The organism is Sphingomonas sp. AP28, from assembly GCF_056680455.1.
The window spans coordinates 898,636-921,957 of the sequence record NZ_CM155283.1; the positions used below are offsets into that span (position 1 = coordinate 898,636).

Annotated in this window: 26 protein-coding genes and 1 other RNA gene; 12 read left to right on the plus strand and 15 right to left on the minus strand. The window is 65.4% G+C overall.

Translation table 11 applies throughout. The annotated features are described in order from the left end of the window. Nucleotides 1-8 precede the first annotated feature (8 nt). Both AC1MH0_RS03960 and AC1MH0_RS03965 read left to right on the plus strand, forming a co-directional pair. The gene (locus tag AC1MH0_RS03960) at nt 9-248 is read left to right on the plus strand and encodes a hypothetical protein (protein ID WP_480964805.1); all 240 of its coding nucleotides are present in this window, start codon (nt 9-11) and stop codon (nt 246-248) included. A gap of 200 nt (nt 249-448) precedes the next feature. Further along, nucleotides 449-853 carry a SufE family protein gene (locus tag AC1MH0_RS03965; RefSeq protein ID WP_480964806.1) on the plus strand — a complete coding sequence of 135 codons (405 nt, stop codon included), beginning with the start codon at nt 449-451 and terminating at the stop codon, nt 851-853. 56 nt (nt 854-909) lie between these two features. Here the strand turns inward: AC1MH0_RS03965 and AC1MH0_RS03970 are convergent, their stop codons facing one another. Then, nucleotides 910-1,269 (minus strand): (2Fe-2S) ferredoxin domain-containing protein, encoded by a 360-nt coding sequence (locus AC1MH0_RS03970; RefSeq protein WP_480964807.1) that lies wholly within the window; start codon nt 1,267-1,269, stop codon nt 910-912. Next, nucleotides 1,254-1,793 carry a J domain-containing protein gene (locus AC1MH0_RS03975; RefSeq protein WP_056058203.1) on the minus strand — a complete coding sequence of 180 codons (540 nt, stop codon included), beginning with the start codon at nt 1,791-1,793 and terminating at the stop codon, nt 1,254-1,256. Before AC1MH0_RS03975 ends, AC1MH0_RS03970 begins: the two co-directional genes overlap by 16 nt. Nucleotides 1,794-2,009: 216 nt before the next feature. On the opposite strand from AC1MH0_RS03975, the gene AC1MH0_RS03980 reads away from it, so the two are divergent. Together AC1MH0_RS03980 and AC1MH0_RS03985 are read left to right on the plus strand one after the other, a co-directional pair. Continuing rightward, the gene (locus AC1MH0_RS03980) at nt 2,010-3,590 is read left to right on the plus strand and encodes a SulP family inorganic anion transporter (RefSeq protein WP_480964808.1); all 1,581 of its coding nucleotides are present in this window, start codon (nt 2,010-2,012) and stop codon (nt 3,588-3,590) included. Further along, nucleotides 3,587-4,225, plus strand: a complete 639-nt coding sequence (locus AC1MH0_RS03985; protein ID WP_480964809.1) for a carbonic anhydrase — start codon at nt 3,587-3,589, stop codon at nt 4,223-4,225. Before AC1MH0_RS03980 ends, AC1MH0_RS03985 begins: the two co-directional genes overlap by 4 nt. 161 nt (nt 4,226-4,386) lie before the next feature. Here AC1MH0_RS03985 and AC1MH0_RS03990 read toward each other — a convergent pair whose 3' ends face one another. From AC1MH0_RS03990 to AC1MH0_RS04000, 3 genes are all read right to left on the minus strand, one after another. After that, complete coding sequence (locus AC1MH0_RS03990) at nt 4,387-6,354, minus strand: energy transducer TonB (protein ID WP_480964810.1); 1,968 nt, start codon at nt 6,352-6,354, stop codon at nt 4,387-4,389. 48 nt (nt 6,355-6,402) lie between these two features. Then, nucleotides 6,403-6,787: RNase P RNA component class A (rnpB, locus tag AC1MH0_RS03995), an RNA gene on the minus strand. Between the two features lie 199 nt (nt 6,788-6,986). Beyond that, a complete protein-coding gene (locus tag AC1MH0_RS04000; protein ID WP_480965670.1) occupies nt 6,987-7,619 on the minus strand; it encodes an N-acetylmuramoyl-L-alanine amidase in 633 nt (210 codons plus the stop codon). Between the two features lie 280 nt (nt 7,620-7,899). On the opposite strand from AC1MH0_RS04000, the gene dcd reads away from it, so the two are divergent. Next, complete coding sequence (gene dcd / locus AC1MH0_RS04005; RefSeq protein WP_055878967.1) at nt 7,900-8,454, plus strand: dCTP deaminase; 555 nt, start codon at nt 7,900-7,902, stop codon at nt 8,452-8,454. Nucleotides 8,455-9,014: 560 nt separating this feature from the next. On the opposite strand, the gene AC1MH0_RS04010 is transcribed toward dcd, so the two are convergent. The 5 genes from AC1MH0_RS04010 to AC1MH0_RS04030 form a co-directional block, all read right to left on the minus strand. Next, the gene (locus AC1MH0_RS04010; RefSeq protein ID WP_480964811.1) at nt 9,015-9,374 is read right to left on the minus strand and encodes a tetratricopeptide repeat protein; all 360 of its coding nucleotides are present in this window, start codon (nt 9,372-9,374) and stop codon (nt 9,015-9,017) included. A gap of 245 nt (nt 9,375-9,619) precedes the next feature. Then, complete coding sequence (locus tag AC1MH0_RS04015; protein ID WP_056058196.1) at nt 9,620-10,048, minus strand: ExbD/TolR family protein; 429 nt, start codon at nt 10,046-10,048, stop codon at nt 9,620-9,622. A gap of 59 nt (nt 10,049-10,107) precedes the next feature. Further along, nucleotides 10,108-10,584: an ExbD/TolR family protein gene (locus AC1MH0_RS04020; protein WP_056058193.1), complete on the minus strand. Its 477-nt coding sequence runs from the start codon at nt 10,582-10,584 to the stop codon at nt 10,108-10,110. 91 nt (nt 10,585-10,675) lie between these two features. Then, nucleotides 10,676-11,470, minus strand: coding sequence for a MotA/TolQ/ExbB proton channel family protein (locus tag AC1MH0_RS04025; RefSeq protein ID WP_480964812.1), 795 nt, complete (start codon nt 11,468-11,470; stop codon nt 10,676-10,678). Nucleotides 11,471-11,523: 53 nt separating this feature from the next. Then, complete coding sequence (locus tag AC1MH0_RS04030; protein WP_480964813.1) at nt 11,524-12,204, minus strand: energy transducer TonB; 681 nt, start codon at nt 12,202-12,204, stop codon at nt 11,524-11,526. A gap of 224 nt (nt 12,205-12,428) precedes the next feature. Here AC1MH0_RS04030 and AC1MH0_RS04035 point away from each other — a divergent pair, with 224 nt between their 5' ends. Continuing rightward, nucleotides 12,429-13,325, plus strand: coding sequence for a hypothetical protein (locus AC1MH0_RS04035; RefSeq protein WP_480964814.1), 897 nt, complete (start codon nt 12,429-12,431; stop codon nt 13,323-13,325). A 20-nt stretch (nt 13,326-13,345) separates the two neighbouring features. Here AC1MH0_RS04035 and AC1MH0_RS04040 read toward each other — a convergent pair whose 3' ends face one another. From AC1MH0_RS04040 to AC1MH0_RS04050, 3 genes are read right to left on the minus strand one after another with little or no spacing between them, the layout of a single operon-like run. Continuing rightward, nucleotides 13,346-13,645, minus strand: coding sequence for a Rossmann fold domain-containing protein (locus tag AC1MH0_RS04040; protein WP_480964815.1), 300 nt, complete (start codon nt 13,643-13,645; stop codon nt 13,346-13,348). Next, a complete protein-coding gene (locus AC1MH0_RS04045; RefSeq protein ID WP_480964816.1) occupies nt 13,626-13,997 on the minus strand; it encodes a dihydroneopterin aldolase in 372 nt (123 codons plus the stop codon). Before AC1MH0_RS04045 ends, AC1MH0_RS04040 begins: the two co-directional genes overlap by 20 nt. Then, nucleotides 13,997-14,179 carry a hypothetical protein gene (locus tag AC1MH0_RS04050; RefSeq protein ID WP_480964817.1) on the minus strand — a complete coding sequence of 61 codons (183 nt, stop codon included), beginning with the start codon at nt 14,177-14,179 and terminating at the stop codon, nt 13,997-13,999. The genes AC1MH0_RS04045 and AC1MH0_RS04050 overlap by 1 nt, the downstream gene beginning before the upstream one ends. Here AC1MH0_RS04050 and AC1MH0_RS04055 point away from each other — a divergent pair. From AC1MH0_RS04055 to AC1MH0_RS04070, 4 genes are read left to right on the plus strand one after another with little or no spacing between them, the layout of a single operon-like run. Then, nucleotides 14,172-14,699, plus strand: coding sequence for a GNAT family N-acetyltransferase (locus AC1MH0_RS04055; RefSeq protein WP_480964818.1), 528 nt, complete (start codon nt 14,172-14,174; stop codon nt 14,697-14,699). The two genes, AC1MH0_RS04050 and AC1MH0_RS04055, sit on opposite strands and share 8 nt — an antisense overlap. A gap of 43 nt (nt 14,700-14,742) precedes the next feature. Next, nucleotides 14,743-15,321 (plus strand): DUF1285 domain-containing protein, encoded by a 579-nt coding sequence (locus AC1MH0_RS04060; protein ID WP_480964819.1) that lies wholly within the window; start codon nt 14,743-14,745, stop codon nt 15,319-15,321. Continuing rightward, on the plus strand, nt 15,318-15,914 hold the full coding sequence (locus AC1MH0_RS04065; protein WP_480964820.1) for a CoA pyrophosphatase: 597 nt from the start codon (nt 15,318-15,320) through the stop codon (nt 15,912-15,914). Before AC1MH0_RS04060 ends, AC1MH0_RS04065 begins: the two co-directional genes overlap by 4 nt. Then, nucleotides 15,905-17,083 (plus strand): CCA tRNA nucleotidyltransferase, encoded by a 1,179-nt coding sequence (locus tag AC1MH0_RS04070; protein WP_480964821.1) that lies wholly within the window; start codon nt 15,905-15,907, stop codon nt 17,081-17,083. Before AC1MH0_RS04065 ends, AC1MH0_RS04070 begins: the two co-directional genes overlap by 10 nt. Here the strand turns inward: AC1MH0_RS04070 and AC1MH0_RS04075 are convergent. Together AC1MH0_RS04075 and parC are read right to left on the minus strand one after the other, a co-directional pair. Beyond that, nucleotides 17,080-18,753 (minus strand): putative bifunctional diguanylate cyclase/phosphodiesterase, encoded by a 1,674-nt coding sequence (locus AC1MH0_RS04075; RefSeq protein ID WP_480964822.1) that lies wholly within the window; start codon nt 18,751-18,753, stop codon nt 17,080-17,082. The two genes, AC1MH0_RS04070 and AC1MH0_RS04075, sit on opposite strands and share 4 nt — an antisense overlap. 65 nt (nt 18,754-18,818) lie before the next feature. Continuing rightward, complete coding sequence (gene parC, locus AC1MH0_RS04080; protein ID WP_480964823.1) at nt 18,819-21,068, minus strand: DNA topoisomerase IV subunit A; 2,250 nt, start codon at nt 21,066-21,068, stop codon at nt 18,819-18,821. 123 nt (nt 21,069-21,191) lie between these two features. Between parC and AC1MH0_RS04085 the strand changes: the two genes are divergently transcribed. Together AC1MH0_RS04085 and kynU are read left to right on the plus strand one after the other, a co-directional pair. Next, a complete protein-coding gene (locus tag AC1MH0_RS04085; protein ID WP_480964824.1) occupies nt 21,192-22,106 on the plus strand; it encodes an alpha/beta hydrolase family protein in 915 nt (304 codons plus the stop codon). Next, a complete protein-coding gene (gene kynU, locus AC1MH0_RS04090) occupies nt 22,103-23,317 on the plus strand; it encodes a kynureninase (protein ID WP_480964825.1) in 1,215 nt (404 codons plus the stop codon). The genes AC1MH0_RS04085 and kynU overlap by 4 nt, the downstream gene beginning before the upstream one ends. Nucleotides 23,318-23,322: the final 5 nt, after the last annotated feature.

Here is a 23,322-nt window from a genome sequence, read left to right on the forward strand (position 1 = left end):
AGGCGGACATGATCGAACCGAACGTCTATATTACCCTGGCGCTGGCGAGCCTTGCTGGGCTGGCGATGATCGTGGCCGGTGGCTTGGCCGGATGGCGCGGATGGCTCTCGCTGCGGCGGATGGAGCTGGACCAGTTGCATGACGGCCGTATGCCGGTCGCGGTGTCGACAGGATCGCGGATCGAGATCGCGGATCTGAAGGAGCGGATCAAGAAGCTCGAGGCGATCGCGGCCGGGGTGGATCTCTAGAGCTTCTTGACTAAAGACGGACCACCCCGGCGGAGGCCGGGGCCCAGTTGGAGAGGTGGCAATAACGGAGGACTGCACCTCGCCAAAGCCGTCCCCCAACTGGGCCCCGGCCTTCGCCGGGGTGGTGGTATTCAGCGATACGGGCACTGGTTTGGGGCGCCGCTGTTGAAGCGCTGAGGCCGAACCGCTACCGACCGGGAATGGCCACTCTCACCGACATTCGCGAGGAATATGACTTCCTCGAACCCGACGACCGCTATCGCCTGATGATCGACCTCGGCAAGGAGCTCGAACCGATGCCGGACGCGTTGAAGACGGATGCGACTTTGGTGCGTGGGTGTTCAGCGTCGGTCTGGGTGTATCCGACTACGACCGACGATGGTCGGCTGCATTTCCTGGCGGATTCGAATGCGGCGATCACCAAGGGGATCATCGCGCTGGTGTTGCTGACGGTGCAGGATCAGACTCCGGAAGAGATCGTCGCGACCGACATCAAGGCGGAACTGGCGCCGTTCGATCTTAGCAAGCAGCTGAGTTCGAACCGGACGCAGGGGATTCCGAACATGATTGCGCTGATCCGGGAAACGGCCGAGCGGTACGCTTAAAACCGCGCCCTCACCCTTCCCACGGCCAAGTGGCCGCGGGCCCCTTCCCTCTCCCCTCAGGAGCGAGGGAGAGACGCCGGAGGCGGCGAGGGTGAGGGCACGCTGGCGGGTTCGCTGAGCGTAGCGACGACCTCTTCGGCATCTGTACCAGCCGGGACCAGCATCCATCGGTCCGGCCGGGCGCCATCGACCATCACCACCGCGTTCTTCGGGCACACGCCAAGACACTTGACCTCGACCACGCCGCGGTCCGACTTGCGGCCTTTCTTGACGCCGAGTGCCTGACGCAGCAGCTTCACGAGGGACGTGCGCCCCTTTTCGCCAAACCCGCCATCCAGCTTCTTCGAGCACTTGCCGCAAACCAGAACGCTACCCTGCCAACGACTGGCGAGGACCCGGATCACGCCGGTTTCCACGTCCGCTGATCCTCGGCGACCTTCAGGACCTCATACGCCGCCTGCACGCCCTGGAACCGCTTTGCCGCGTCCTTGTCGTTAGGACGCACATCCGGATGGTTCGCCTTGGCCATCCGCCGCCATGCTGCACGAACGTCCTCGAACGTCGCGTCGGGTTCCAGGTCGAGCACCTCCAGCGCGCGCATCTCGTCGCGCGACCGGCTACCGTCGCCCGAGCCAGCCCAGGCATAGTGCTTCGGATCGGTATAGCCGTCTGCCGTCCGCGTCTCCGCCGCCTCGCGTTCGGCCGCTTCCTCCGCGCTCAACCCTTCGAAATAATTCCAGCCGCGGTTGTACTCGCCTGCGTGGTTCATGCAGAAATACCAGCGATCGGGGCTGTTGGGCGATTTGGGCGCCGGGCAGTTACCGGGCTCATTGCAGCCATGCCGATCGCACAACCGGACGGTAACCGCCTCGGTGCTCGCGCCATATTCGCGCCAGCGCGGAAAACCCCAGTCGGAAGATCGTGTCGTGCTTCGAGCCATAGCGGTCCGAGATAGGCGTCCCCACGGACAACGCAACCGCGCGCAGCTATCGGCGCCGAAACTCCCCCGATCCGACAATCTTCCGCGTCGCAACATTCCAACTTGAGTCAGCCACCGTTCATCGATTAATGAACATGAACTATTTGTCATGTGGCATGGATAGATGCGTCCGGTGCGGACGTATTCCCAGCCGACACCTTAGCGATAGGAGCCCTGGTGCCGACTCTCATTCCAAAGCTTACCACATGGCGAGCGGATCTTCCCGCCTCCATCGTCGTCGCGCTGGTCGCGCTGCCCCTCTGTCTTGGCGTCGCGCTCGCATCCGGCGCGCCGCTGTTCGCCGGCATCATTTCGGGGATCGTCGGCGGCATCGCGGTCGGCCTGTTCTCGAAGTCGCCGCTGTCGGTCAGCGGCCCCGCCGCTGGCCTGACGGTGATCGTGCTCACCGCGATCGAGAGCATGCCGAGCTACCAGATGTTCCTGATGGCGGTCGTCCTTGCCGGCGTGCTCCAAATCTGTTTCTCGCTCACCCGCGCGGGCATCCTCAGCGAGTTCGTGCCGTCGTCGGTCATCACCGGCATGCTGGCCGCGATCGGTCTGATCCTGATCCTCAAGCAGATCCCGCATGCGGTCGGGTTCGACCGTGAGGCCGAGGGCATCTTCGAATTCACCACCGCGAACGGCATCAACACCTTCTCGCGGATCTTCGACAGTCTCAGCGCCGCGGTCACGCCGGGCGCGATCCTGATCGCGTCGGTCAGCCTCGTCTTCCTGTTCTGGTGGGATGGCGCGAAGCCCAAGGACGGCCCGTTGCGCTTCGTTCCCGGCCCGCTGGTCGTCGTGCTGATCGGTATCTTCGGCAACATGCTGCTGGGCGTCGTGAAGCCCGACTGGCAGCTTCAGGCGACGCATCTGGTGCAGGTCCCGATCACGCAGACTCTGTCGCAATTCCCGTCGCTGTTCACCTTCCCTGATTTCTCGGGGATCACGATGGGCATCGTCTGGAGCAGCGCGGTCACGCTCGCGATCGTCGCCAGCCTCGAATCGCTGCTGAGCGTCAAGGCGGTCGATGAGATCGATCCGCGCCGTCGCTCGACCGACAAGAACTGGGAGCTGATGGCACAGGGCGGCGGCAACATCCTGTCCGGCCTGATCGGTGGCCTGCCCGTCACGTCCGTCATTGTCCGCTCTTCGGCGAACGTCGATGCCAAGGCCGAGAGCAAGCTGTCGACGATCCTGCACGGCTTCTGGCTGCTGGTCAGCGTCGCGCTGATCCCGGCAGTGCTCAACCTGATCCCGTTGTCGGCGCTCGCCGCCGTCCTGATCGCGACCGGCTACAAGCTGACCAAGCCGAAGCTCTATACCGAGCGCTTCAAGCAGGGCTGGACGCAGTTCATTCCGTTCGTCGTCACGGTGGCTGCGATCCTGTTCACCGACCTTCTGGAAGGCATCGTCATCGGCCTTGCGGTCGGCTTCGTGTTCGTCGTCGCGCGCAACTTCCGTACCGCGATCACCTTTGCCTGCGACGATGAGGATTGCCTCGTTCGCGCGCGTCGCAACCTGTACTTCATCCACAAATATGAACTGCAGAAGTCGCTCGCCAAGGTGCCCGACAATGCAAACCTGCTGATCGACCTGTCGTCGACCAGCTATGTCGATCTCGACAACGTCGACATCATCAACGCGTTCATCAAGGGTGCCGCGTATCGCGGCATCACCGTGCTCATCCGCGGCGATCTCGCGCTGCGGACGGTCAAGCTGATCAACGCCCCCCAGACCGAGGTTCGTTTCGCATGAGGCAGTACAAGCAGCTCCTGCTCGCCAACAAGGCGTGGGCGGCCGAGATCATCGAGGAGAGCGCCGACTTCTTCCAGCGCCAGCTGGTCGGCCAGAACCCGGAGTTCCTGTGGATCGGCTGTTCGGACAGCCGCGTCGGCCCGGAACAGATGACGATGACGCCGCCCGGCAACATGTTCATCCACCGCAACATCGCCAATCTCGTCAACGACGACGACATGAACCTGATGTCGGTGCTGCAATATGCGATCGACGTGCTCGGCGTGCGGCACATCATCATCTGCGGCCATTATGCATGCGGCGGGATCCGCGCCACCCTCGATGGCGGCACCACCGGACCCGTCGACGACTGGCTCAGCACCGCACGTTGCGTGCTGCACGATCATGCCGACGAGATCGACGCGCAGCCAGACCGCGAGCAGAAGGTCAACCGGCTGGTCGAGGTCAACGTCCGCGATCAGCTCGTCCGGCTCGCGCGCACCAAGACGATCCAGGGTGCGTTCGCGCGTGGGCAGGAGGTGCTGCTCCACGGCTGGGTCTACGACATCCGCGACGGGCTGATCAAACCGATGATGGAGATCGATTCGTCGACCGTGCTGGAGGAAGTCGGACGGCCGGACAAGGTCCTGATGTAGGCTGGCGGGATGATGCCTCTCGCTGATCCTCCCCCACCAGGGGGAGGTGGCGCCGAAGGCGACGGAGGGGGCGGACACGGGGCGGAAGTTCCCTTACCGCCCCTCCGTCTGGCAAGCGCCAGACACCTCCCCCTGGCGGGGGAGGATCGCAGAGCCAAGCCTCATCCCGGCATCTTGAACCGCACCTGCTGCGACAGCCCGCCGCAGCCGACGCCGCCATCGGGGCGGAAGGTCTTGCTCCACCGCGCCCCTGCCACCGTCTGCACGCCCGCCTTGGTGAACACGAACGGCGGATAGCTTAGCACCGCACGCTGGTTCAGCACCCGGCCATCGGCATCGACATCGAACTGCGTCTTGGTCCAGCCTTCGAAACCCCACATCCGCGCCTCGTCGGGAAACACGCCACCCGCCGACAGGAAGTGCGGCGGCGCATCGAGGATCGCGCACTGGTTCGCGGCCAGTCCCGACCGCTCGAAGGTCGCGCGCGCGGTGGCGGTCTCGCCCGCTTGCTGCTGGAGCGAGGCGAGGCGGATCAACGCGCCGACGCGGAGCGGATCGTTTGCGGCAAGCCCCTTGTCGTCGGCGACCTGCTGCAACAGCACCGCACGGCGGCTGCGCGAGTTGGTACGTTCGGCGATCAGCAACAGGATCGCCGACCGCGCCTTGGGATCATTCGCGTACACTGGCATCGACAACAAGGGAGTCACGGCACGTGCATAGGCGCCATCCTTCCAGCTGTCCGCGCTGTTGGTTTCACGAATGCCGATGTCGAGCGGCAGACGCGCGGTCGGTGGCGCGCCCTGCGCCTCGGCGATCGCCAGCGCCCGACGTGCGAGGACGTTGGTCTCCTCGCGCCCGACCACCGCGTTGTTCACGAGCTGATAGAGCGGTGGCAACGCGGCGAGCGACGTCGGTCCGGACTTCGCCTCCGCTGCGGCCAGCGCGGCACGCTGGCCTACGACCGAGATCGCATCGGCACCGCGCTCCTCGACCGGCAGTGCGAGACCCTTCGATTCGAGCCATGTCGCCATGTCCGCGTCGAGGAACTTGGTGATCGACGGACGCTCGAACGCGGTCGAACAGCGCATCTCGACGCGGACGTTGTAGCGGAAGAACGCGGGCAGCGCCTTGACCTGCTCGGGCGTCCACGACCAGTCGCGAACCGCACGCGCGAACTCCAGCGCGACCGCACCTCCGCCTGCCGCATAGATCGGCGCGACGTTCCGCACCACGCCGTCGTCGCCGATCGTGAACTCGACGACCGCCATGTCCGCGGGACGCAGATCGGCTTCGCCGCCGCAGGGCGGGACGTCCATCTGTACCGCAGGATCGAACTCGCCCTTTGTCAGCCGCCCCGCCCCGGTCATCGCCATATAGTGGCGGGCATCGTCCGCCTTGCCCGCCAGCAGCGAGGCGATCGCCGCATCCGAACGCGCGGACACGTCGGTAACGTCGGTCTGCGAGGTTAGGCCACCGAGTTGCTTGACCGCGTCGACCGCATAGGCGCGCGCCGGTTCGTAGGCGCCGCGGTTGAGCAGCAGGATCGCATGGCGCCGCGCGACCAGCGCCTTCAGCTTGCCATCGGTCTTGAGCGGCTTCAGCAGTGCGTCGGCGCGAGCGAGTGCGGCATCCGCGGCGGCAGGGTCGGTGAACGTCTTGGTGTTCGCCAGCGCCAGCATCGATGCGGCTTTCAAGTCGGGCGTGTCGGCGGCAATCTCGGCGCTCGCGTAGGAATCGCTCGCCCCTGCATAGTCGAGCGCGTTTTCCGCAATGGTGCCGAGATTGTAATTCGCCCGCCAGCGATCCTCGGCGAGCGTCGCATCGGTCGCCGGCAACAAGGCGAGCCCCGCTCGCGCCGCGGTCACCGCATCGTCGGACCGATCGAGCTTGAAGAGCGCAGCACTTTTGCGGATCAGCGCGACGCCGCGACTGCGCGAGCCGGGCTTGGTGCGTGCCTCGAGCGTCTGCCACGCAGCGAGCGCGGCGGGCTTGTCACCCTTCGCATCGAGCGCCGCGGCGGTGTCGAAATCCTGTTGGACGGTGGTCGCTGGCGGAGCCCCCGTCTGCGCCGACGCCGCGGTCATCGCCAACAGGCTGCCACTCAGCAGACCGATTTTTCTCAAACGCATCACTTCCCCCGACCTGTTACGGCCTAAGTCTGCATTGGTTCGGGGAAGGATGCCAGAGGGTCTGTAAGCCGGGTTCTGTCCATTTCCGATCCTTCGATACGGAAGTTAGGCGACCATTCCTCTAGGACGACGGTTGCCCGCCGCCTCAAGCAATCAACCCGGGTGACGAGCTGAAACGAAGCCCATGTGCCACCCCTATTCGATCTTGCTCCCGGTGGGGTTTGCCGTGCCGCCCCTGTTACCAGGCGCGCGGTGCGCTCTTACCGCACCCTTTCACTCTGACCGCCCCGACCAAGGCCGAGGGTTGGCCGTCTGCTCTCTGTGGCACTTTCCCTGAGGTCACCCTCGCCGGGCGTTACCCGGCACCGTCGTTTCGCGGAGCCCGGACTTTCCTCGCGTGTCCGAAAACACCCGCGGCCGCCCGACCCTCTGGCGCGGCGAGCCCTAGCGCGGGTGCGGGCGATGCACCACCGTTTTCGTGGCCAACGCGCTCCGCCAGCGCAACGCTCCCCCCTCCCTGAAAGGGAGGGGTCGGGGGTAGGTAGGGTTCCGCATCATGGAACGGTTACGACAAAAGCCGGCCGACCCACCCCCTGCCCCTCCCTTCCAGGGAGGGGAGACCGTAGCGTTCGTCAGTCGTCACCCATCGGCTTCGGCAGCAACAACGCCAGCAGGATGCACCGGCACTCCGCATCGACCTCGCCATCGACCAGCTCCGGGCGGAACCGCCGCTGGAACGCCATCGTCGCCGCCATCCGGTTCTCAACGTCGTAGCCGAACCGTTCGAGCGCGAGGCAGAAGCCGCCCTCGGTCCAGCCCGGGTCCATCAGGTTCTTGGTCGGCCGCGGCAACGCCAGCCGGCGTCGCGCCAGTTCGTGCCACGGGAACAGCTCGCCCGGATCGCGCTTGCGCACCGGTGCGATGTCCGAATGGCCGACGATGTTGCCGCGCGTGATCTCGTGACGATCCTTGATCTCGGCGACCAGCTGCACGACCGAGGCGACCTGTTCGGGCGGGAACGGACGATAGCCGAACTCATGGCCTGGATTGACGATCTCGATTCCGATGCTCGCCGAATTGACGTCGTCGACATCGCGCCAATGCGACTTGCCCGCGTGCCAGGCACGCTTGTCCTCCGGGACCATCCGCAAGACGGTGCCGTCCTCTTCGACAAGGTAGTGCGACGACACCTTCGCCTCCGGATCGCGCAGCCGAGCGATCGCCGACGCACCGTCCTGCATCCCGGTATAATGCAGCACGATCATCGTGATGGGCAGCGAACGGTCGTCGAAATTGGGTGACGGGGTCTCGATGAACTTCAAGCCAGCTTCCCTTTTTGCCGTCGGGCCAGCACCGATGGCGCAGTCTCGACCGCCATGATCGTGACGTTGCATTGTGACGCCACCGCCCGAGCGCATCAATAGCCTACGCGCGTAAGCAGACGCTTCCTGGGGAAGTCTCGGACGGGGCTACACGTGATTCGGCGCGTCCCTCTTGCCGTGAGCCCGCATCCGCGCGAAAGCCGCTTCCGAAAAGGGAGTTGCCATGTCCGTGATGTCCGACCGCTGGATCCGCGAACGCGCGCTGGGCGATGCGATGATCGAGCCGTTCCACGAAGCGCAGCGCCGCGACGGCTGCATCTCGTACGGGCTGTCGTCCTATGGCTACGACGCGCGCGTTGCGGACGAGTTCAAGATCTTCACCAACGTCGACAGCGCGATCGTCGACCCAAAGGACTTCGCGGCGAACAGCTTCGTCGATCGCAAGACCGACGTCTGTATCATCCCGCCGAACAGCTTCGCACTCGCCCGGACCGTCGAATATTTTCGCGTGCCGCGCGACGTCCTGGTGATCTGCCTCGGCAAGTCGACCTATGCGCGCTGCGGGATCATCGTCAACGTCACCCCGCTCGAGCCGGAATGGGAGGGCCATGTGACGCTGGAGTTCTCCAACACCACGCCGCTTCCGGCGAAGATCTACGCCAATGAGGGGGCGTGCCAGTTCCTGTTCCTCAAGGGGAACGAACCGTGCGAAGTGAGCTATGCCGACCGTGCGGGGAAATATATGGGGCAGCGCGGGGTGACGCTGCCGCGGCTCTAAAGCTTGGGCTCGGGGATCGGGCGAGACCACCGCAGACGGTTGCTCAGGGTTAAAGCTGATCTAACTGCTTCATGTCGCCGAACTGCGCGATTCCGCGATGCTCCCCGCAACATGGCAGCCACTTGTCGGCAGTGAGCAAACAGCATGCCCTGCTAGCCGACCTCCCCGGCGAAGGCCGGGGTCCAAGTGGTGAGGTCTCGGTGATGACGCTCACAGCTCAGTTGGCAGCGGCTCCCAACTGGGCCCCGGCCTTCGCCGGGGTAGTGAAATGCTTGTCGTGATCGACGGGGTTTCCGCCGCTAACGACCGCGAGGTCGCAAGCGAATAGTGCACGACACGTTGTCGAATTGCCGCCTAATCGCAGTACCTTCGAACCGCCGTCATCGCGATCCGATCGAACGGTGAGGTTCCTTACAGCTGATAGCTGTTCGCAGCTGTGAAGATACGATCAACCGCCTACTCAGCTTGTTTCCCCGCGAAGGCGGGGACCCAGTCTGGGCTCCCGCCTTCGCGGGAGAACAAGGTAGTACGCGACCTCCTCGGACGGCGCGCGTCAGTCGTCAGCGAGTTGCGATCTGCTGCGATTGCCGCGCCAACGCACGGCTGGCCAGATCGTGCGAGGACGCCACTGCGCCCGATGGCAGGTCCATCGCGACCGCTGGGCGGTCGAGCACCGCCGCATACAGCGCGCGTGCCTCCGACTCGCGACCGGTACGGTGATACACCGACGCCAGGTTGAGCATCAGTTCGGGACGCTGTGGAAAGATCTTCCGCTCCGCGATGATCCGCTGTTCCGCCGTCGACAGGTCGCCAGACGCTATCGCGACGTACCCAGTGCGATCGACCGAGGCGGACTGACCTGCCAACGCCGGCGTGGCGGCACCCAGGGTTGCGAGAACGAACAGGACGGTCTTGCGCATGATCCATCTCCATTGACCTTCGCGTGTCGGAAGGTTTCATTTTTGTGACAACGGTGTGTCACTTCGATGACTGCCATACAAGCACATTGATCAAGTTCGCCCAGCCATTGCAGACCGCGGTCTATCGATAGGTTGCCGAGTGCTTTGCCGCCCGGCTCCAGCCGCCGCCCGATCCTGAGCGAGCAACAAAAAAGGGGCGGTCCCGGAGGACCGCCCTTTGGACGTTCGATGCTGTACGCGAGCGCTTAGAAGGCGTTGCGATACTGCTCGTTGCCGATGAAGCCGAGCTTGGTGATCGCGGACCGCTTGATCACGGCGAGCGTGCGATCGACCACTTCGTACTTCGATTCGGGATCGGGCTGGAAGTGGAGTTCGGGCTCGGGCGTCATGCCAGCGGACTGGTCCAGATACTGGCGCAGCGTGACCTCGTCGACCGGCGAACCGTTCCAGGCAACCGTACCGGCGGGATCGATCGAGATCTTGTTCTTCTGCGGATCAACCGGGTTCTGCGGCTGGTTCTTGCTGTTGACCGGAAGGTCGACCTTCACCGCATGCGTCTGAATGGGGATCGTGATGATGAACATGATGAGGAGAACGAGCAGGACGTCGATCAACGGCGTCATGTTCATTTCCATCATCGGCGCGCCATCTTCTTTGCCGCCGCTCATTGCCATCTTATACTACTCCTAAATACGTCCGAGCGATCATCAGCGTTCGGCATCAGCGTTCGCCATCAACGTTCAGTGGTGCCGCCGGGAGGCGGTTCGGAGATGAAGCCGACGCGGGCGAACCCAGCCTGCTGCATCGTGTAGATCGTCGCGCCGATGCAGCGATACGGTGCATTCACGTCGCCGCGGATATGAGCCTCGGGCAATTCGAGACCAGCCGCGTTGACACCGCCCTGACGTGCGATCTCAGCCTTCAGCTTGTCGACAGCACGCTGCAGCAGCTCTTCGTGAGTCACCGGCGAAAGACCCCAGTACACCTGGCACTGCCCACCGGCGGACGTCACTGACAGCGAGACGTTCTCAGGCTTGGTCATCGTCGGATCGAAACGAACATCCGGCAGCTTCAGCTGCACGGCCTGGACCGCGACGGTCGTCGTCACCAGGAAGATGATCAGGAGCACGAGCATGACGTCGACCAGCGGCGTCGTATTGATGTCCGATATCGAACTCTCGGTGGAATCGCCACCAACACTCATCGCCATGTGCGAACTATCCTATCCATATAATCGCCACCGGAACCGCCGGCGGCAATGAAGCGGGGCCGCTGCGAACAGCCGCCCCGCCTTTCGCGTCTTAGTTGGCGCGCGGTACGCCACCGGTCTGGCCGGCAGTCGTGGTCGTCGTGACCGGCTTGGCCGGAACCGGCTTGGCGCCCGAAGCGATCGACGGACGGACTGCGCCGTTCGAAGCAAGGAAGCCGAGCACGTCGTTCGAGAAGGCCGACAGGTCCTCTGCGATCGACTTGTTGCGGCGCTGCAGCCAGTTGTACGACAGAACGGCAGGAACCGCGACGACCAGACCGAGGGCGGTCATGATCAGGGCTTCACCGACCGGCCCTGCGACCTTGTCGATCGACGCCTGACCCGATGCGCCGATCTTCACCAGTGCGCGGTAGATGCCGATAACCGTACCGAACAGACCGATGAACGGCGAGACCGAACCGACCGTCGCGAGGAACGCGAGACCGCCACCCAGCTTCGAATTGATCGCAGCTTCCGAACGCGCCAGCGAACCGTGCAGCCAGTCATGAGCCTCGACCGGATCGGTCAGCTTCGAATGCTGCTCCTGAGCGGCCAGGCCGTCGTCGACGATCTGCTTGTAGGCCGAGTTCTTCTCAAGCTTGGCCGAACCTTCGCGCAGCGAGTTCGACGACCAGAAGGCCTGGCGGACGCGCTTGCCCTGACCAATGATCTTCTGCTGCTCGAACAGCTTCGAGAACAGGATGTAGAACGACACGATCGACATCAGCACGAGGATGCCGAACACGGTCTGCGAAATCAGACCGCCTTCACGAAGTGCAGCTTGCAGGCCGTACGGGTTGGCGTCGGCAGCGGCGGTCCCTGCCGCCGCAAGAATGGTGGTGATCATGTTCGCTTAGTCCTCTGACTGAATTTTATCTGGTGCGGTTGACGTAGGATGGATCATTCCTGAGGCAGGACCCACCTGATGTTCAGCTGGTACGACGACGTCATGGCAGCGCCATTTTCGTCCTTGGCCGGCGTGAAACGCACCCTGGCCTTGGAGATCCGGCAGGTTGCATCATCCAGCGTCGTGTTGCCGCTGGAAGACGTCACCGAACAGTCGGTCACGCGACCGTCCGTACCGATCGTCAGCTTCGCCGAAACACGACCCTGAGCACCCTCGCGCTGTGCCGACGGCGGATAGTTATCCGCGCCGAAATACTGCCCTGGGTTACCCTTGAGTCCAGCAGCCTGCGAGACACGCGGCGCCGGCGGCGGTGCCGGCGGTGCTGGTGGTGCTGGCGGCGACGGCGGTGCCGTCGGCTGGAACCGAGGAATGATGCTCGACGTCGTCAGCGCGGGCGCTGGTTGCGGCGTTACGACCACTGGCGGCGGCGTCACGACCGTAGTCGGTGGCGGCGGCAGGTTTGGCTGGTCGGGTGGCGGCGGCGGGGGCTCGTCGGGCGGAGGCGGCGGCGGTGGCGGCTCCACGTCGAACGTCGTCATCTTCTCTTGGGCCTTTTTCACGTACTGATACGCGAGGCCCGTGACGAAAGCGTAGCCCAAGGCCGCATGAATCAGCGCGACGATCACGATCGCGACGATTTTGCCTCCGGACATCTTCTGGTCAGTATAGGCCATTCAGAAACGACACTCCCTTAATCTGCCTGCTCCGTACGCACGGGCCCGCAATGGGTACGCGGCACATGCGTCTGCCGTTGGCCGGAATAACCACGGGGCAGTACGCAAGTCCTATCGCCACGTTCTGCGACACGCAAACGCTTTGTCGGACGCAACAAACGTACAACCATAGGATGGCAGAATTATTTCTGTATCGTTCAGCTTGCCTAGCGTAGCCTGAAGACATGAATCTTCTCTTTCACGTTACGGCTTCGGCCCTCTCGATCAGCATCGCCGCGGCCCCGGTCGGCGCTCGGCAAGCCCAGCCCGCACCTCGGGTTTCCGCCGATATCGCGGGTCCATCGCAGGGCGCGGCGCACGCAGAAGCGGCTGGCGGAGTTGGGTATTCCGACATTGCCGACCTGGTCCTGTCCGCCCCGGTGATCGCCGACGCGACGGTCCGGTCGACGACAAAGATCAAGCCGGCCGAGGCGCCGAATCTCGCTGCGGGTCATGTCAGACTATATGTCGAGGTGGACGTCACCGCGCTGATCCGCGGCGCCGACGGCCTGCCGCCGCGAATCGGGTATTTGCTCGATGTGATGCCCGATGCGGCCGGCCGGGTACCCAAGTTCAAGAAGGCGCGGGTGCTCTTATTCGCGCGACCGGTGTCCGGCGCGGTGAACCAGGTCCAGTTGGTCGCGCCCGATGCTCAGCTGGATTGGACGCCGACAGCGGATGCGCGGGCACGGAAGATCGCCCACGACGCACTCGCGAGCGACGCACCGCCCGTCATTACCGGCGTCGGCAACGCATTCCACGTGCCGGGCGCGTTGCCTGGCGAAGGCGAGACCCAGATCTTCCTGACGACCGCGGACCAGCGCCCGGTATCCCTGTCGGTACTGCGTCGCCCCGGCGAACAGCCGCGCTGGGCGGTAGCGTTGAGCGAGATCGTCGACGAGTCGGCCGCGCCCCCCGCGCAGGAGACGCTACTTTGGTATCGGCTGACCTGTGCATTGCCGCAGACCTTGCCGGAGAAAAGCACGGGATCGCTGGAGGCGGGTGACGCGACCATCGCGCGGGAGGATTACGCGTTCGTCCTGGCGGCGCTGGGTCCGTGCGGACGAACCCGCAAGAGCTGAGCTGTTCGGGAAGCGCCCTACTACCGGACGGCCAGCAATTGTCCGGTGGTCGAGCGCGCCTGCTCCAGGAAAGCGACCGCTGCGTCCAGGTCGGCCTGACGAGCCCCCTCGGCTGGCACGACCGCGTTGACGCGAACCGCAGGCGCCAGTTCGATCGCGAGGGGACCGATCGCGGCCCTCGCCTGCGCCATCGTCAGCGCATCCAGGTCAGCCGGGATCAGGACGACCCGCGATTCGCCAACCGCGTCACGCACGAGCGCCGCGATGTCCCCGCCCGGAGCCAGCTTCAGCAGCATGCGATCAGCGACGATGTCGGACAAGTGTGACGCCGATAGCCTCATCGGCTTCGGCGATCGCGAGCTTCACGATCTTCACTTTCACCCGCAGGACCCGCGCATCCTGCAGGAACAGCGTCTCGCAGATATGATCCGCAACGCCCTCGATCAACGTGAAATGCACGCCGGGCGGCAGCGCGGAGGTCGCGGCGTTCTTGAGATCGAGATAGTTCTTCGACGCCGATAGCGGCGTATCCGGCGCGAACTGCCTCGGGCAGACCATGTCCACGGTCAGAGAAATCCGCAGCGGCTGTGGCAGGTGCGTCTCCTCCGAATAGATGCCGGTCAGGACCTGCACTTCGAGATCGTGGACTTCGAGTTGGAGACTGTCTTCCATCAGCGCGCCTCTAGCAGACGCACCGCGAGATGAAAGTCACACCGTTCGGCGAGGATCGCCCGAGCACCGGGTCGTTCGAATGTCGGTTCGGTTATCCTTGCGTTCAGCGCCGCCAAGGCTAAAGCGCGCTGCCCTTCGCGCGTGTCCGCGGCGCAGTCCGGGCAGGAGATGCCGTTGATCACTCTCGTTCCCCTGGACAGCATCAACCCGACCGCCATCGAGATGCTGCTCGATGCAGCGTTCGGCCCCGACCGGTTCACGCGCACTGCCTACACGATCCGCGGTGGCACGAAGCCGGTCGCCGCGCTCAGCTTCGCTGCGATCGAGGACGGCGTCCTGGTCGGCTCGATCCAGTGCTGGCCGATTGCGCTGGTCGACGACGCCAGACTGATCCCGCTGGTCATGGTCGGCCCGGTCGCCGTGGTACCCGACCATCAGGGCGATGGCATCGGTCGTCGCCTGATGACGCAAGCGCTCGACGCTGCCACCGCCGCGGGCCTCGACGACGCGCTCATGCTGATCGGCGATCCCGACTATTACGGCCGGTTCTTTGGCTTCACCGCTGAGCGCACCGCGCGCTGGGCCGCCCCCGGGCCGGTCGAGCGCCACCGCCTGCTCGCGCGCGGCGATGCGGTACCCGACACCGGTGGGATGCTCAGCCCCCGCGTTGCCGAGACCACGCCGGTCACCGCATCCGCATAAGCCACCGCTTTACCTCGGCCCCCTGCCCGCCTAGTCCGCCGCCATGCCCATGGATCCCATCCCCGATATCGCCTCGCTCAGTCTCGCCGAGATCGCCAAGCTGGTTGAGGAGGCCAAGCTTCCGCCGGTCGATAAATGGAACCCGACGCATTGCGGCGACAGCGAGATGCGGATCGCGCGGGACGGCACCTGGTATCACCAGGGCTCGCCGATCGGCCGCCCGGCGATGGTCCGGCTGTTCTCGACGATCCTGCGCCGCGAACCCGATGGCAGCCACGTCCTCGTCACGCCGGTCGAAAAGCTCGATATCGAGGTCGAGGACGCGCCCTTCATCGCCGTCGAGATGAAGGCCGAGGGCACCGGTCGCGATGCGAAGCTCGCCTTCCGGCTCAACACCGGCGACCTCGTCACCGCCGGCCCCGAGCATCCGCTGCGCTTCGTCGAGGATACGGCCGATGGCGATGGCGGTCCACGTCCCTACCTCGCCGTGCGCGGCGGGATGGAGGCGCTGGTCGTTCGCTCGGTCTATTACGAACTCGCCGAGCGTGCGATCGCGGACGACGCGACGCCCGCAGGCTTGTGGAGCGATGGTGCGTTCTTCCCGCTGGAGCCCGCTGCATGAGCTTGGCGGACCGACTGACGGCGGCGCTGGCGAAGGGCGCTGGGTCGCATATGATCCTGCTCACCGGCGACCAGCATGACGGCGATCTCACAGCCGCCGACACGTTGCTTCCCGCCGCGGTGCTGATCGCGGTGACCGACCGCGCTGATCCCGGCGTGATCCTGACGCAGCGCACCGACACGATGAGCCGCCACCCCGGTCAGATCGCGTTTCCCGGCGGTCGGATCGATCCCGGCGAGGATGTCGTCACCGCCGCGCTGCGCGAGGCCGAGGAGGAGATCGCCCTCCCCCGCGACAAGGTCCACCTGATCGGCGAGGCCGACAGCTACCGCACCGTCACCGGGTTCCAGGTGACGCCGGTGATCGGCGTCATCCCGCCCGACCTGGTCTTCACGCCCAGCGAGGCGGAGGTCGCGAGCGTCTTCGAAGTCCCGCTCGCGTTCCTGCTCGACGAGTCGAACCATGTCGAGGCGACGCTCGAATGGCAGGGCCATGACCGGCATTATTACGAGATCATGTGGAACGAGCGCCGTATCTGGGGCGCGACCGCCGCGATGATCGTCAACCTTGCCCGCCGCCTGAGGTGGTCTTGATACTCCCGGCCGCGCCGTGGCGCGAGCGGGACGGCCTCGAGGCACTGACGAAAGTTCTCGGCGTGGCCGAGGGCGAATCGCGCTTCGTCGGTGGCGCGGTGCGCGATACGCTGCTGGGGATCGACGTCGCCGATGTCGACATCGCCACCCGCCTGCCCCCGCGGGAAGTGATCGAACGACTCCAGGATGCGCGGATCAAGGCGGTTCCGACCGGCCTCGCGCACGGCACGATTACTGCCGTCACCCCCGCAGGTCCGGTCGAGGTGACGACGCTGCGCCGCGACGTCTCGACCGACGGCCGCCACGCGATCATCGCCTATACCGACGACTGGCGTGAGGACGCGGCGCGGCGCGACTTCACGATGAACGCGCTCTACGCTGATCCGGCGACCGGCGAGATCTTCGATTATTTCGGCGGCCTCAACGACCTGGCGGCCCGGCGCGTCCGCTTCATCGGCGATCCGTTGCAGCGGATCGCCGAGGATCATTTGCGCATCCTTCGCTTCTTCCGCTTCCACGCGCGGTTCGGCACCGCGATCGATGAAGCGGGGCTCGACGCCTGCACCGCGCGCGCCAACGACCTGATGGCGCTTTCCCGCGAGCGCGTCGCGAGCGAAGTGTTGAAGCTGCTGGTGGCGGCCAACGCCGTGGCGGTCGTCGCGTTGATGGTCGAGCGCGGCATCTTTCGCGCCGTGCTGCCCGAGATCGACGCGGCCGGTGCCGAGCGCCTCGCCCTGCTCGCCGACCGCGAAACTGCGGCAGGCATCGTGCCCGACCCGATCCGCAGGCTCGCGGTGGCGATCGCCCCGGCTGCGGCCGAAGCCGTCGGCGCGCGGCTTAAGCTCTCCAACCTCGACCGCAAACGCCTGATCGCCGCCACCGCCGGGCCCGGTGAGGAAGGGCCTCTAGCCTTGGCCTATCGGGTCGGCGTGGCCGGTGCGATCGATCGTCTGCTCGTCGCGGGTGAGGACATTTCCGCGGTCAGGGACTGGACGCCACCTGCGTTTCCGTTCTCCGGCGGCGCGCTGGTCGAACGTGGCCTGCGCAAGGGTCCCGATGTCGCGGCCATGCTTCGCCGCGTCGAGACGCAGTGGATTGGGGAAGGGTTCCCCGACGCGGAACGCGTGGCGATCATTGCCGATGCAATGGTGGCGAAGGTCTCCGCCTAGTTCGCGGCGGCGGCGGACTGGATCATCGTATACGCCGCATCCGCCTCCAGTGGCCGCGCATAGAAATATCCCTGCCCGTACGTGCACCCGAGCGCCGCCAGCGTCTGCGAAAGTTCGTGGGTCTCGACCCCCTCGGCCGTCGTCCGCATCCCCAGTGCCTGCGCCAGACTGAGGATAGCGCGGACGATCGACACCTTGTCGCGGTCCGCGAGCATGCCCGTCACGAAGCTTCGGTCGATCTTGAGGATGTCGATCGGCAGCTTCTGCAGATAGGCGAGGTTCGAATACCCCGTCCCGAAATCGTCCATCGCCAGGTTCGTGCCGAGCGCCTTCAGCGCGTGCATCGTGCCGGCGATCCGATCCGGATCCGAGACGATCGCGCTTTCGGTGAGTTCGAGCGTGAACCGATCCCCGGACAGCCCCGTCAAGTCGAGCGCGGCCTGCAGCACCGGCGCGATCGCGTCGCGCTGCAGCTGGATCGCGGACAGGTTCACGGCCAGCCTGACGCCGCATGGTCCGCCATTGGCTGCATCCCAACGCGCCAGCGTCTGCGCCGCCTCGTCGATCGCCCATCGCCCGAGCGGTACGATCAGTCCCGATTCCTCGGCGACCGCGATGAACTCGGTCGGCGAATGCTCATGCCCGTCCCCGTCGGTCCACCGCGCCAACGCCTCGAACGACACGATCCGACCCGTGGCCAGATCGCAGATCGGCTGATAGGCGAGCCGCAGGTCGCGGTGCTCGATTGCGCGACGTAGTGCGGTCTCCATGCCGAATTGCGCGCGGGCGATCGCGAAATCCTGGACCTGATAGAATTCCGCGCGGCCGCTGACCTTGGCGCGCTTTACCGCGAACTGCGCGTGGCGGACGAGTTCGACGCTGTCGCCGGACTCGTCGGCACCATAAGCGATACCTACCGAGCACTCGACGCTGATCTCGTAGTCGGTCAGGCGAAACGGCGTCATCAGCGTCCGGTGGATCCGCTCGGCGAGCGCTTGAGCCTCCTCGCGATCCTTTTCGATCGTCATGAGGATCCCGAACTGGTCGCCGCCGATCCGGGCGAGCGTGTCGCGTGCGCGCAACGCGCCCTTGATCCGCCGCGCCACGGTGATGAGCAACTCATCCCCCGCCAGCGAGCCGAGGCACGAATTCAACCGGCCGAATCGATCGAGGTCGATCGCCAGCACCGCGCTCGATGCATGATCCTCGATCTCCTCGATCAGGTCGGCAAACCCTTCGCGGTTCAGCAGCCCCGTCAGGCTGTCCGTCGTCATCTCGCGGCGCAGGCTGCGCTCGGTCTGCACCTGCGACGTCAGGTCGATGAAACTGATCGTGCACCGGTCGCAGAACACGGGATCGGACCGCGCGATGGTCACGCGGTAGTGCCGACAGTCGATCACGTCGCCCATCACCCAGTCGAAATCGGACCTGATCTGCTGCGAACACAGGAACGCACGGATCTGGTCGCCAAGCTCGGCGATCATCCGCGAACGCTCGGCAACGACGCCGAACCCTGCCAGACGATAGGCACGGTTCATGGCGTACAGCTCGAATTGCCCGCCGTTCAGCACGACATGGACCGCGGGGATCGGCACGAGTTCGAGCCCACGCGCGACCAGATCGCTCGTCACGATCGGCAATCCGGTCTCTTCGAGGGCAGGCGATGGCATTACCCCCGGTACCGCGCGTTCGTTAAGAGGCTCTGAAGGACCCTGAATGGGGCCTTTCTGATCCATTATCCGAACCGATTGTCGCGCGGGAAGCCAGTCGGCGGCATCCGACCTGCCGCGCCGCGCGCCGCACGCCAGGGTCCCAGGTCCGATTCGGTCCTGGTCCGGCCGGTGCCGCCGCCCATCGCCCAGCTCAGCCCGTCGGCGAAGACGAATGTGATCGCATCGGCCAGTCCGCCGTCACGGTAGCGCTGCAACTGGAGTCCCTGCCCGCGTGTCATCTCGACCAGTTCGGCAAGCGGGAACACCAGCATCTTCCGGTTATCGCCGATCGCCGCGACATAGTCGTCGTTGGGCCCGATCGGCCTGACGATCTTCAACTGCGAACCTGGCCGCGGCGTCATCACGGTCTTGCCCTTGCGGGTTTCGGCAACGACTTCCGCCGAACTCACCGAGAAGCCTCGCCCGTCGGTAGCGACCACCAGCAGCTTCGGATGCTTGCTAGCGGGCAGCAGCGCGACGATCCCGACGCTGCCGTCGAGGTCGATCATCGCCCGCACCGGCTCGCCGAACCCGCGCCCGCCCGGCAACTTGTCCGCCGCCAAGGTGTAGAACCGCCCGTTCTCCGCCGCTAGCAACAGCTTGTCGGTGGTCTGCGCATGGAATGCATAGGCCGGGCCGTCGCCCTCCTTGAACTTCAGCGCCTCCGGGCTCGCCAGATCATTGTGCCCCTTCATCGCCCGGATCCAGCCGCGCTGCGACAGGATCACGGTGATGGGCTCGCGCTCGATCATCGCCTCGAGCGGAATGTCGCGCGTCGGCGCGTGCTCCTCGATCGTCGTGCGCCGCTTGCCGAGTGGAGTCTCAAGCCCGTATCGATCGCGGATCTTTGCCATGTCGCGCTTCATCCGCGCGCGCTGCTTCTTCGGATCGGCGAGCAACGCGGCGAGCGTCGCCTGCTCCTTGTCGAGCTTGTCGCGCTCGGTCTTGATCTCGAATTCTTCCAGGCGCCGCAACGACCGCAGCCGCATGTTGAGGATCGCCTCGGCCTGACGATCGGTCAGCGCGAACTCGGCGATCATCACCTTCTTGGGCTCGTCCTCGGTGCGGATGATCTCGATTACGCGGTCGAGATTGAGGTACGCGATCAGGTAGCCGTCGAGCAGTTCGACCCGGTCGGCGATCTTCGCCAGCCGGTGCTCGGTCCGCCGGCGCAACACGACGAACTGGTGATCGACCCACGCCGCCAGCGCCTCGCGCAAGGACATGACTCGCGGCGTGCGATCCTTGTCGAGCACGTTGAGGTTCAGGCTGATCCGCGTCTCGAGATCGGTAAGCCGGAACAACCCGTCCATCAGGATCTGCGGATCGACCGTGCGGCTGCGCGGTTCGAGCACGATGCGGATCTCGGTATCCGATTCGTCGCGGACGTCGGCGAGGATCGGCAGGCGCTTGGCGTTAATCAGATCGGCGATCTGCTCGATCAACTTGCCCTTCTGCACGCCGTACGGAATCTCGGTGACGATCAGCTGCCAGCCGCCGCCCTTCTCGCGCTCGGTCTCCCAGCGTGCACGGACGCGAAAGCCACCACGTCCGGTCGCGTAGGATTCGCGAATGACCGCGGGTGGGTCGACGACCAGCCCGCCGGTCGGAAAATCGGGCCCCTTCACATGCTCAAGAATCGCCGCATCGTCGGCGTCGGGCGTATCGATCAGCACGATCGCCGCCTCCAACAGCTCCGCCGCGTTGTGCGGCGGAATGCTCGTCGCCATGCCGACCGCGATCCCGCTCGCGCCGTTCGCCAGCAGGTTCGGGAACAACCCCGGGAACAGCTCGGGCTCGTGATCCTCGCCATTATAGGTCGGGCGATACGCGACCGCGTCCTCGTCGAGCCCGTCCATCAGGTCGATCGCGACCTGAGTCAGCCGCGCCTCGGTATACCGGTAGGCGGCGGCGTTATCGCCGTCGATGTTACCGAAATTGCCCTGCCCGTCGACCAGCGGATAGCGCATCGCGAACGACTGCGCCAAACGGACCATCGCGTCGTAGACCGACTGGTCGCCGTGCGGGTGATACTTGCCGATGACGTCGCCGACGACGCGCGCGCATTTCTTGTACCCCTGCGCGGGATCGAGCTTCAGCAGTCGCATCGCCCACAGCAGGCGCCGATGCACCGGCTTCATCCCGTCGCGCACGTCGGGCAGCGACCGCGCGGTGATCGTCGACAAGGCATAGACTAGATACCGCTCGGACAGCGCACTGTCGAAGGGGGCGTCGACGATGGAGTCGAACGGATCTTTGAAATCGGTGGCCATTGCGCGCAGCGATAGCAGCCGCGAACGAAACGATCAAAGCATGAACGTACGAAGCGGCCTGCACGTTCGATCACGACGATATGCCCGCATGACGCGGTCGATCGAGCCCGCTACACCAACCTTATGATCCGCCTTGCCTTTATCGCGCTCGCCGCAATGTCCACGCCCGTCATGGCGCAAACGCCCGCTCCCCCGCCGGCCAAGCTGTTGACATGGCCCGACCTGACCAAGCGGCAGAAACCGATGCCCGATGCTACCGTCGACTATGGCAGCGACCAGATGCAGAAGGTCGACGTCTGGCTCCCACGCGGCAAGGGGCCGTTCCCGGTGGTCGTGATGGTCCATGGCGGCTGCTGGACGACGAGCATCGCCGATCGCAGCCTGATGAACTGGATCGCCGACGACCTGCGCAACACCGGCGTCGCGGTCTGGAACATCGACTATCGCGGCGTCGACCGCACCGGCGGCGGCTATCCCGGCACCTTTGCGGATGCTGCGACGGCGGCGGATCAACTCACGGTCAACGCGAAGAAGTATAACCTCGACACGCGGCTTGTGCTGGCGATCGGCCACTCGGCTGGTGGTCATCTCGCACTCTGGCTCGCCGCCCGCCCGAAGATCCCTGCGTCGAGCCCCCTCCACACCGCGCATCCGCTCCGTATCCGCCACGTCATCAGCCTCGGCGGCCTGCCCGATCTCGAAGCCACCGCGACGAACGCCGACAATGGCTGCGGCACCGAAGTCGTTGCGAAACTGGTCGGCGCGCCCACGCCGCAGCACCCGGATGTCTACGCCGACACATCTGTCCCGCGCCTCCTGCCGCTCGGAATGAAGCAGGAGTTGATCAACGGCCGCGAGGACCGGATCATCCCCTTCGTCATGGCGACCAACTATGTCGCCAAGGCAACTGCGGCCGGCGACACCGCGACGCTCCACACCATCCCCGCGACCGGCCATGTCGAACTGATCACGCCGGAAACGCCCGCCTGGGCCGAAGCCAAACGCCTGATCCTTACCTATTTCGGAAAGACCCAGTGACTCTCGAAAACGCCCGCGCACTCGACGCAACCGATCCGCTCGCCGCCTGTCGCGACAAGTTCGCGCTCCCCGAAGGCGTGATCTACCTCGACGGCAACTCGCTCGGTGCACTGCCCAAGGCCACGCCCGCAGCACTCGCCGACGTCGCCACCCGCCAATGGGGCGACCGCCTCATCCGCAGCTGGAACGAAGGCTGGATCGAGGCCCCCCAGCGGATCGGCGCGAAGATCGCTCCCCTGATCGGCGCGGCTGCGGACGAGGTGATCATCGGCGACACGACCTCGACGCATCTTTTCAAGGCTTTGGTCGCCGCTCTCCGCAGCAACCCCGACCGCCACACCGTCATCAGCGAGGCCGGTAACTTCCCTACCGACCTGCACATCGCCGAGGGCGCAGTCGCCTGCGTCCCCGGCGCACGGCTCGAAGTGGTGGCCCGTGAAGACCTAGCCGCGGCGCTCGACGAAGACACCGCGGTGCTGCTGCTCACCCACGTCCACTACAAGACCAGCGATCGCTTCGACATGGCCGCCTGGACCACCCGCGCGCACGATGCCGGCGCGCTCATGCTCTGGGACCTGAGCCACAGCGTCGGTGCGGTCCCGATCGACCTGACCGGCGCAAACGCCGATCTTGCCGTCGGTTGCACGTACAAATACCTTAACGGCGGCCCCGGCGCGCCCGCGTTCCTCTATGTCGCCAAGCGCTGGCAGGACGCGCTCGCCAGCCCGCTCTCCGGCTGGATGGGCCACGCCGCGCCGTTCGCGTTCGAGGACGCCTATCGCCCCGCCCCCGGCATGAAGCGCTGGCTCGCCGGCACCCCCGCCATGCTCTCGACTGCCGCGCTAGAAGCCGCGCTCGACCTATGGGCCGACATCGACCAGTACGCCGTCGCCACCAAGAGCGCGCAACTGTTCGACATCCTAGCCGCGGCAGGCGACTCCTCAGGCCTCGACTGCGTCAGCCCCCGAGACCCCGCCAAACGCGGCAGCCACATCAGCTTCCGCCACCCGCACGCTTACGAGCTCACGCAAGCGCTCATCGCCCGCGGCGTCATCGGCGACTTCCGGGACCCCGACATCCTGCGCTTAGGCCTGACGCCTCTGTACCTCAGCCATAGAGACGTCTGGCGAGCTGGCGACATCCTGCGCGAAACGATCGAAACCGAAGCGTGGCGCGATCCAACCTTCTCCCATCGCCTAGCCGTTACGTAAGCAGA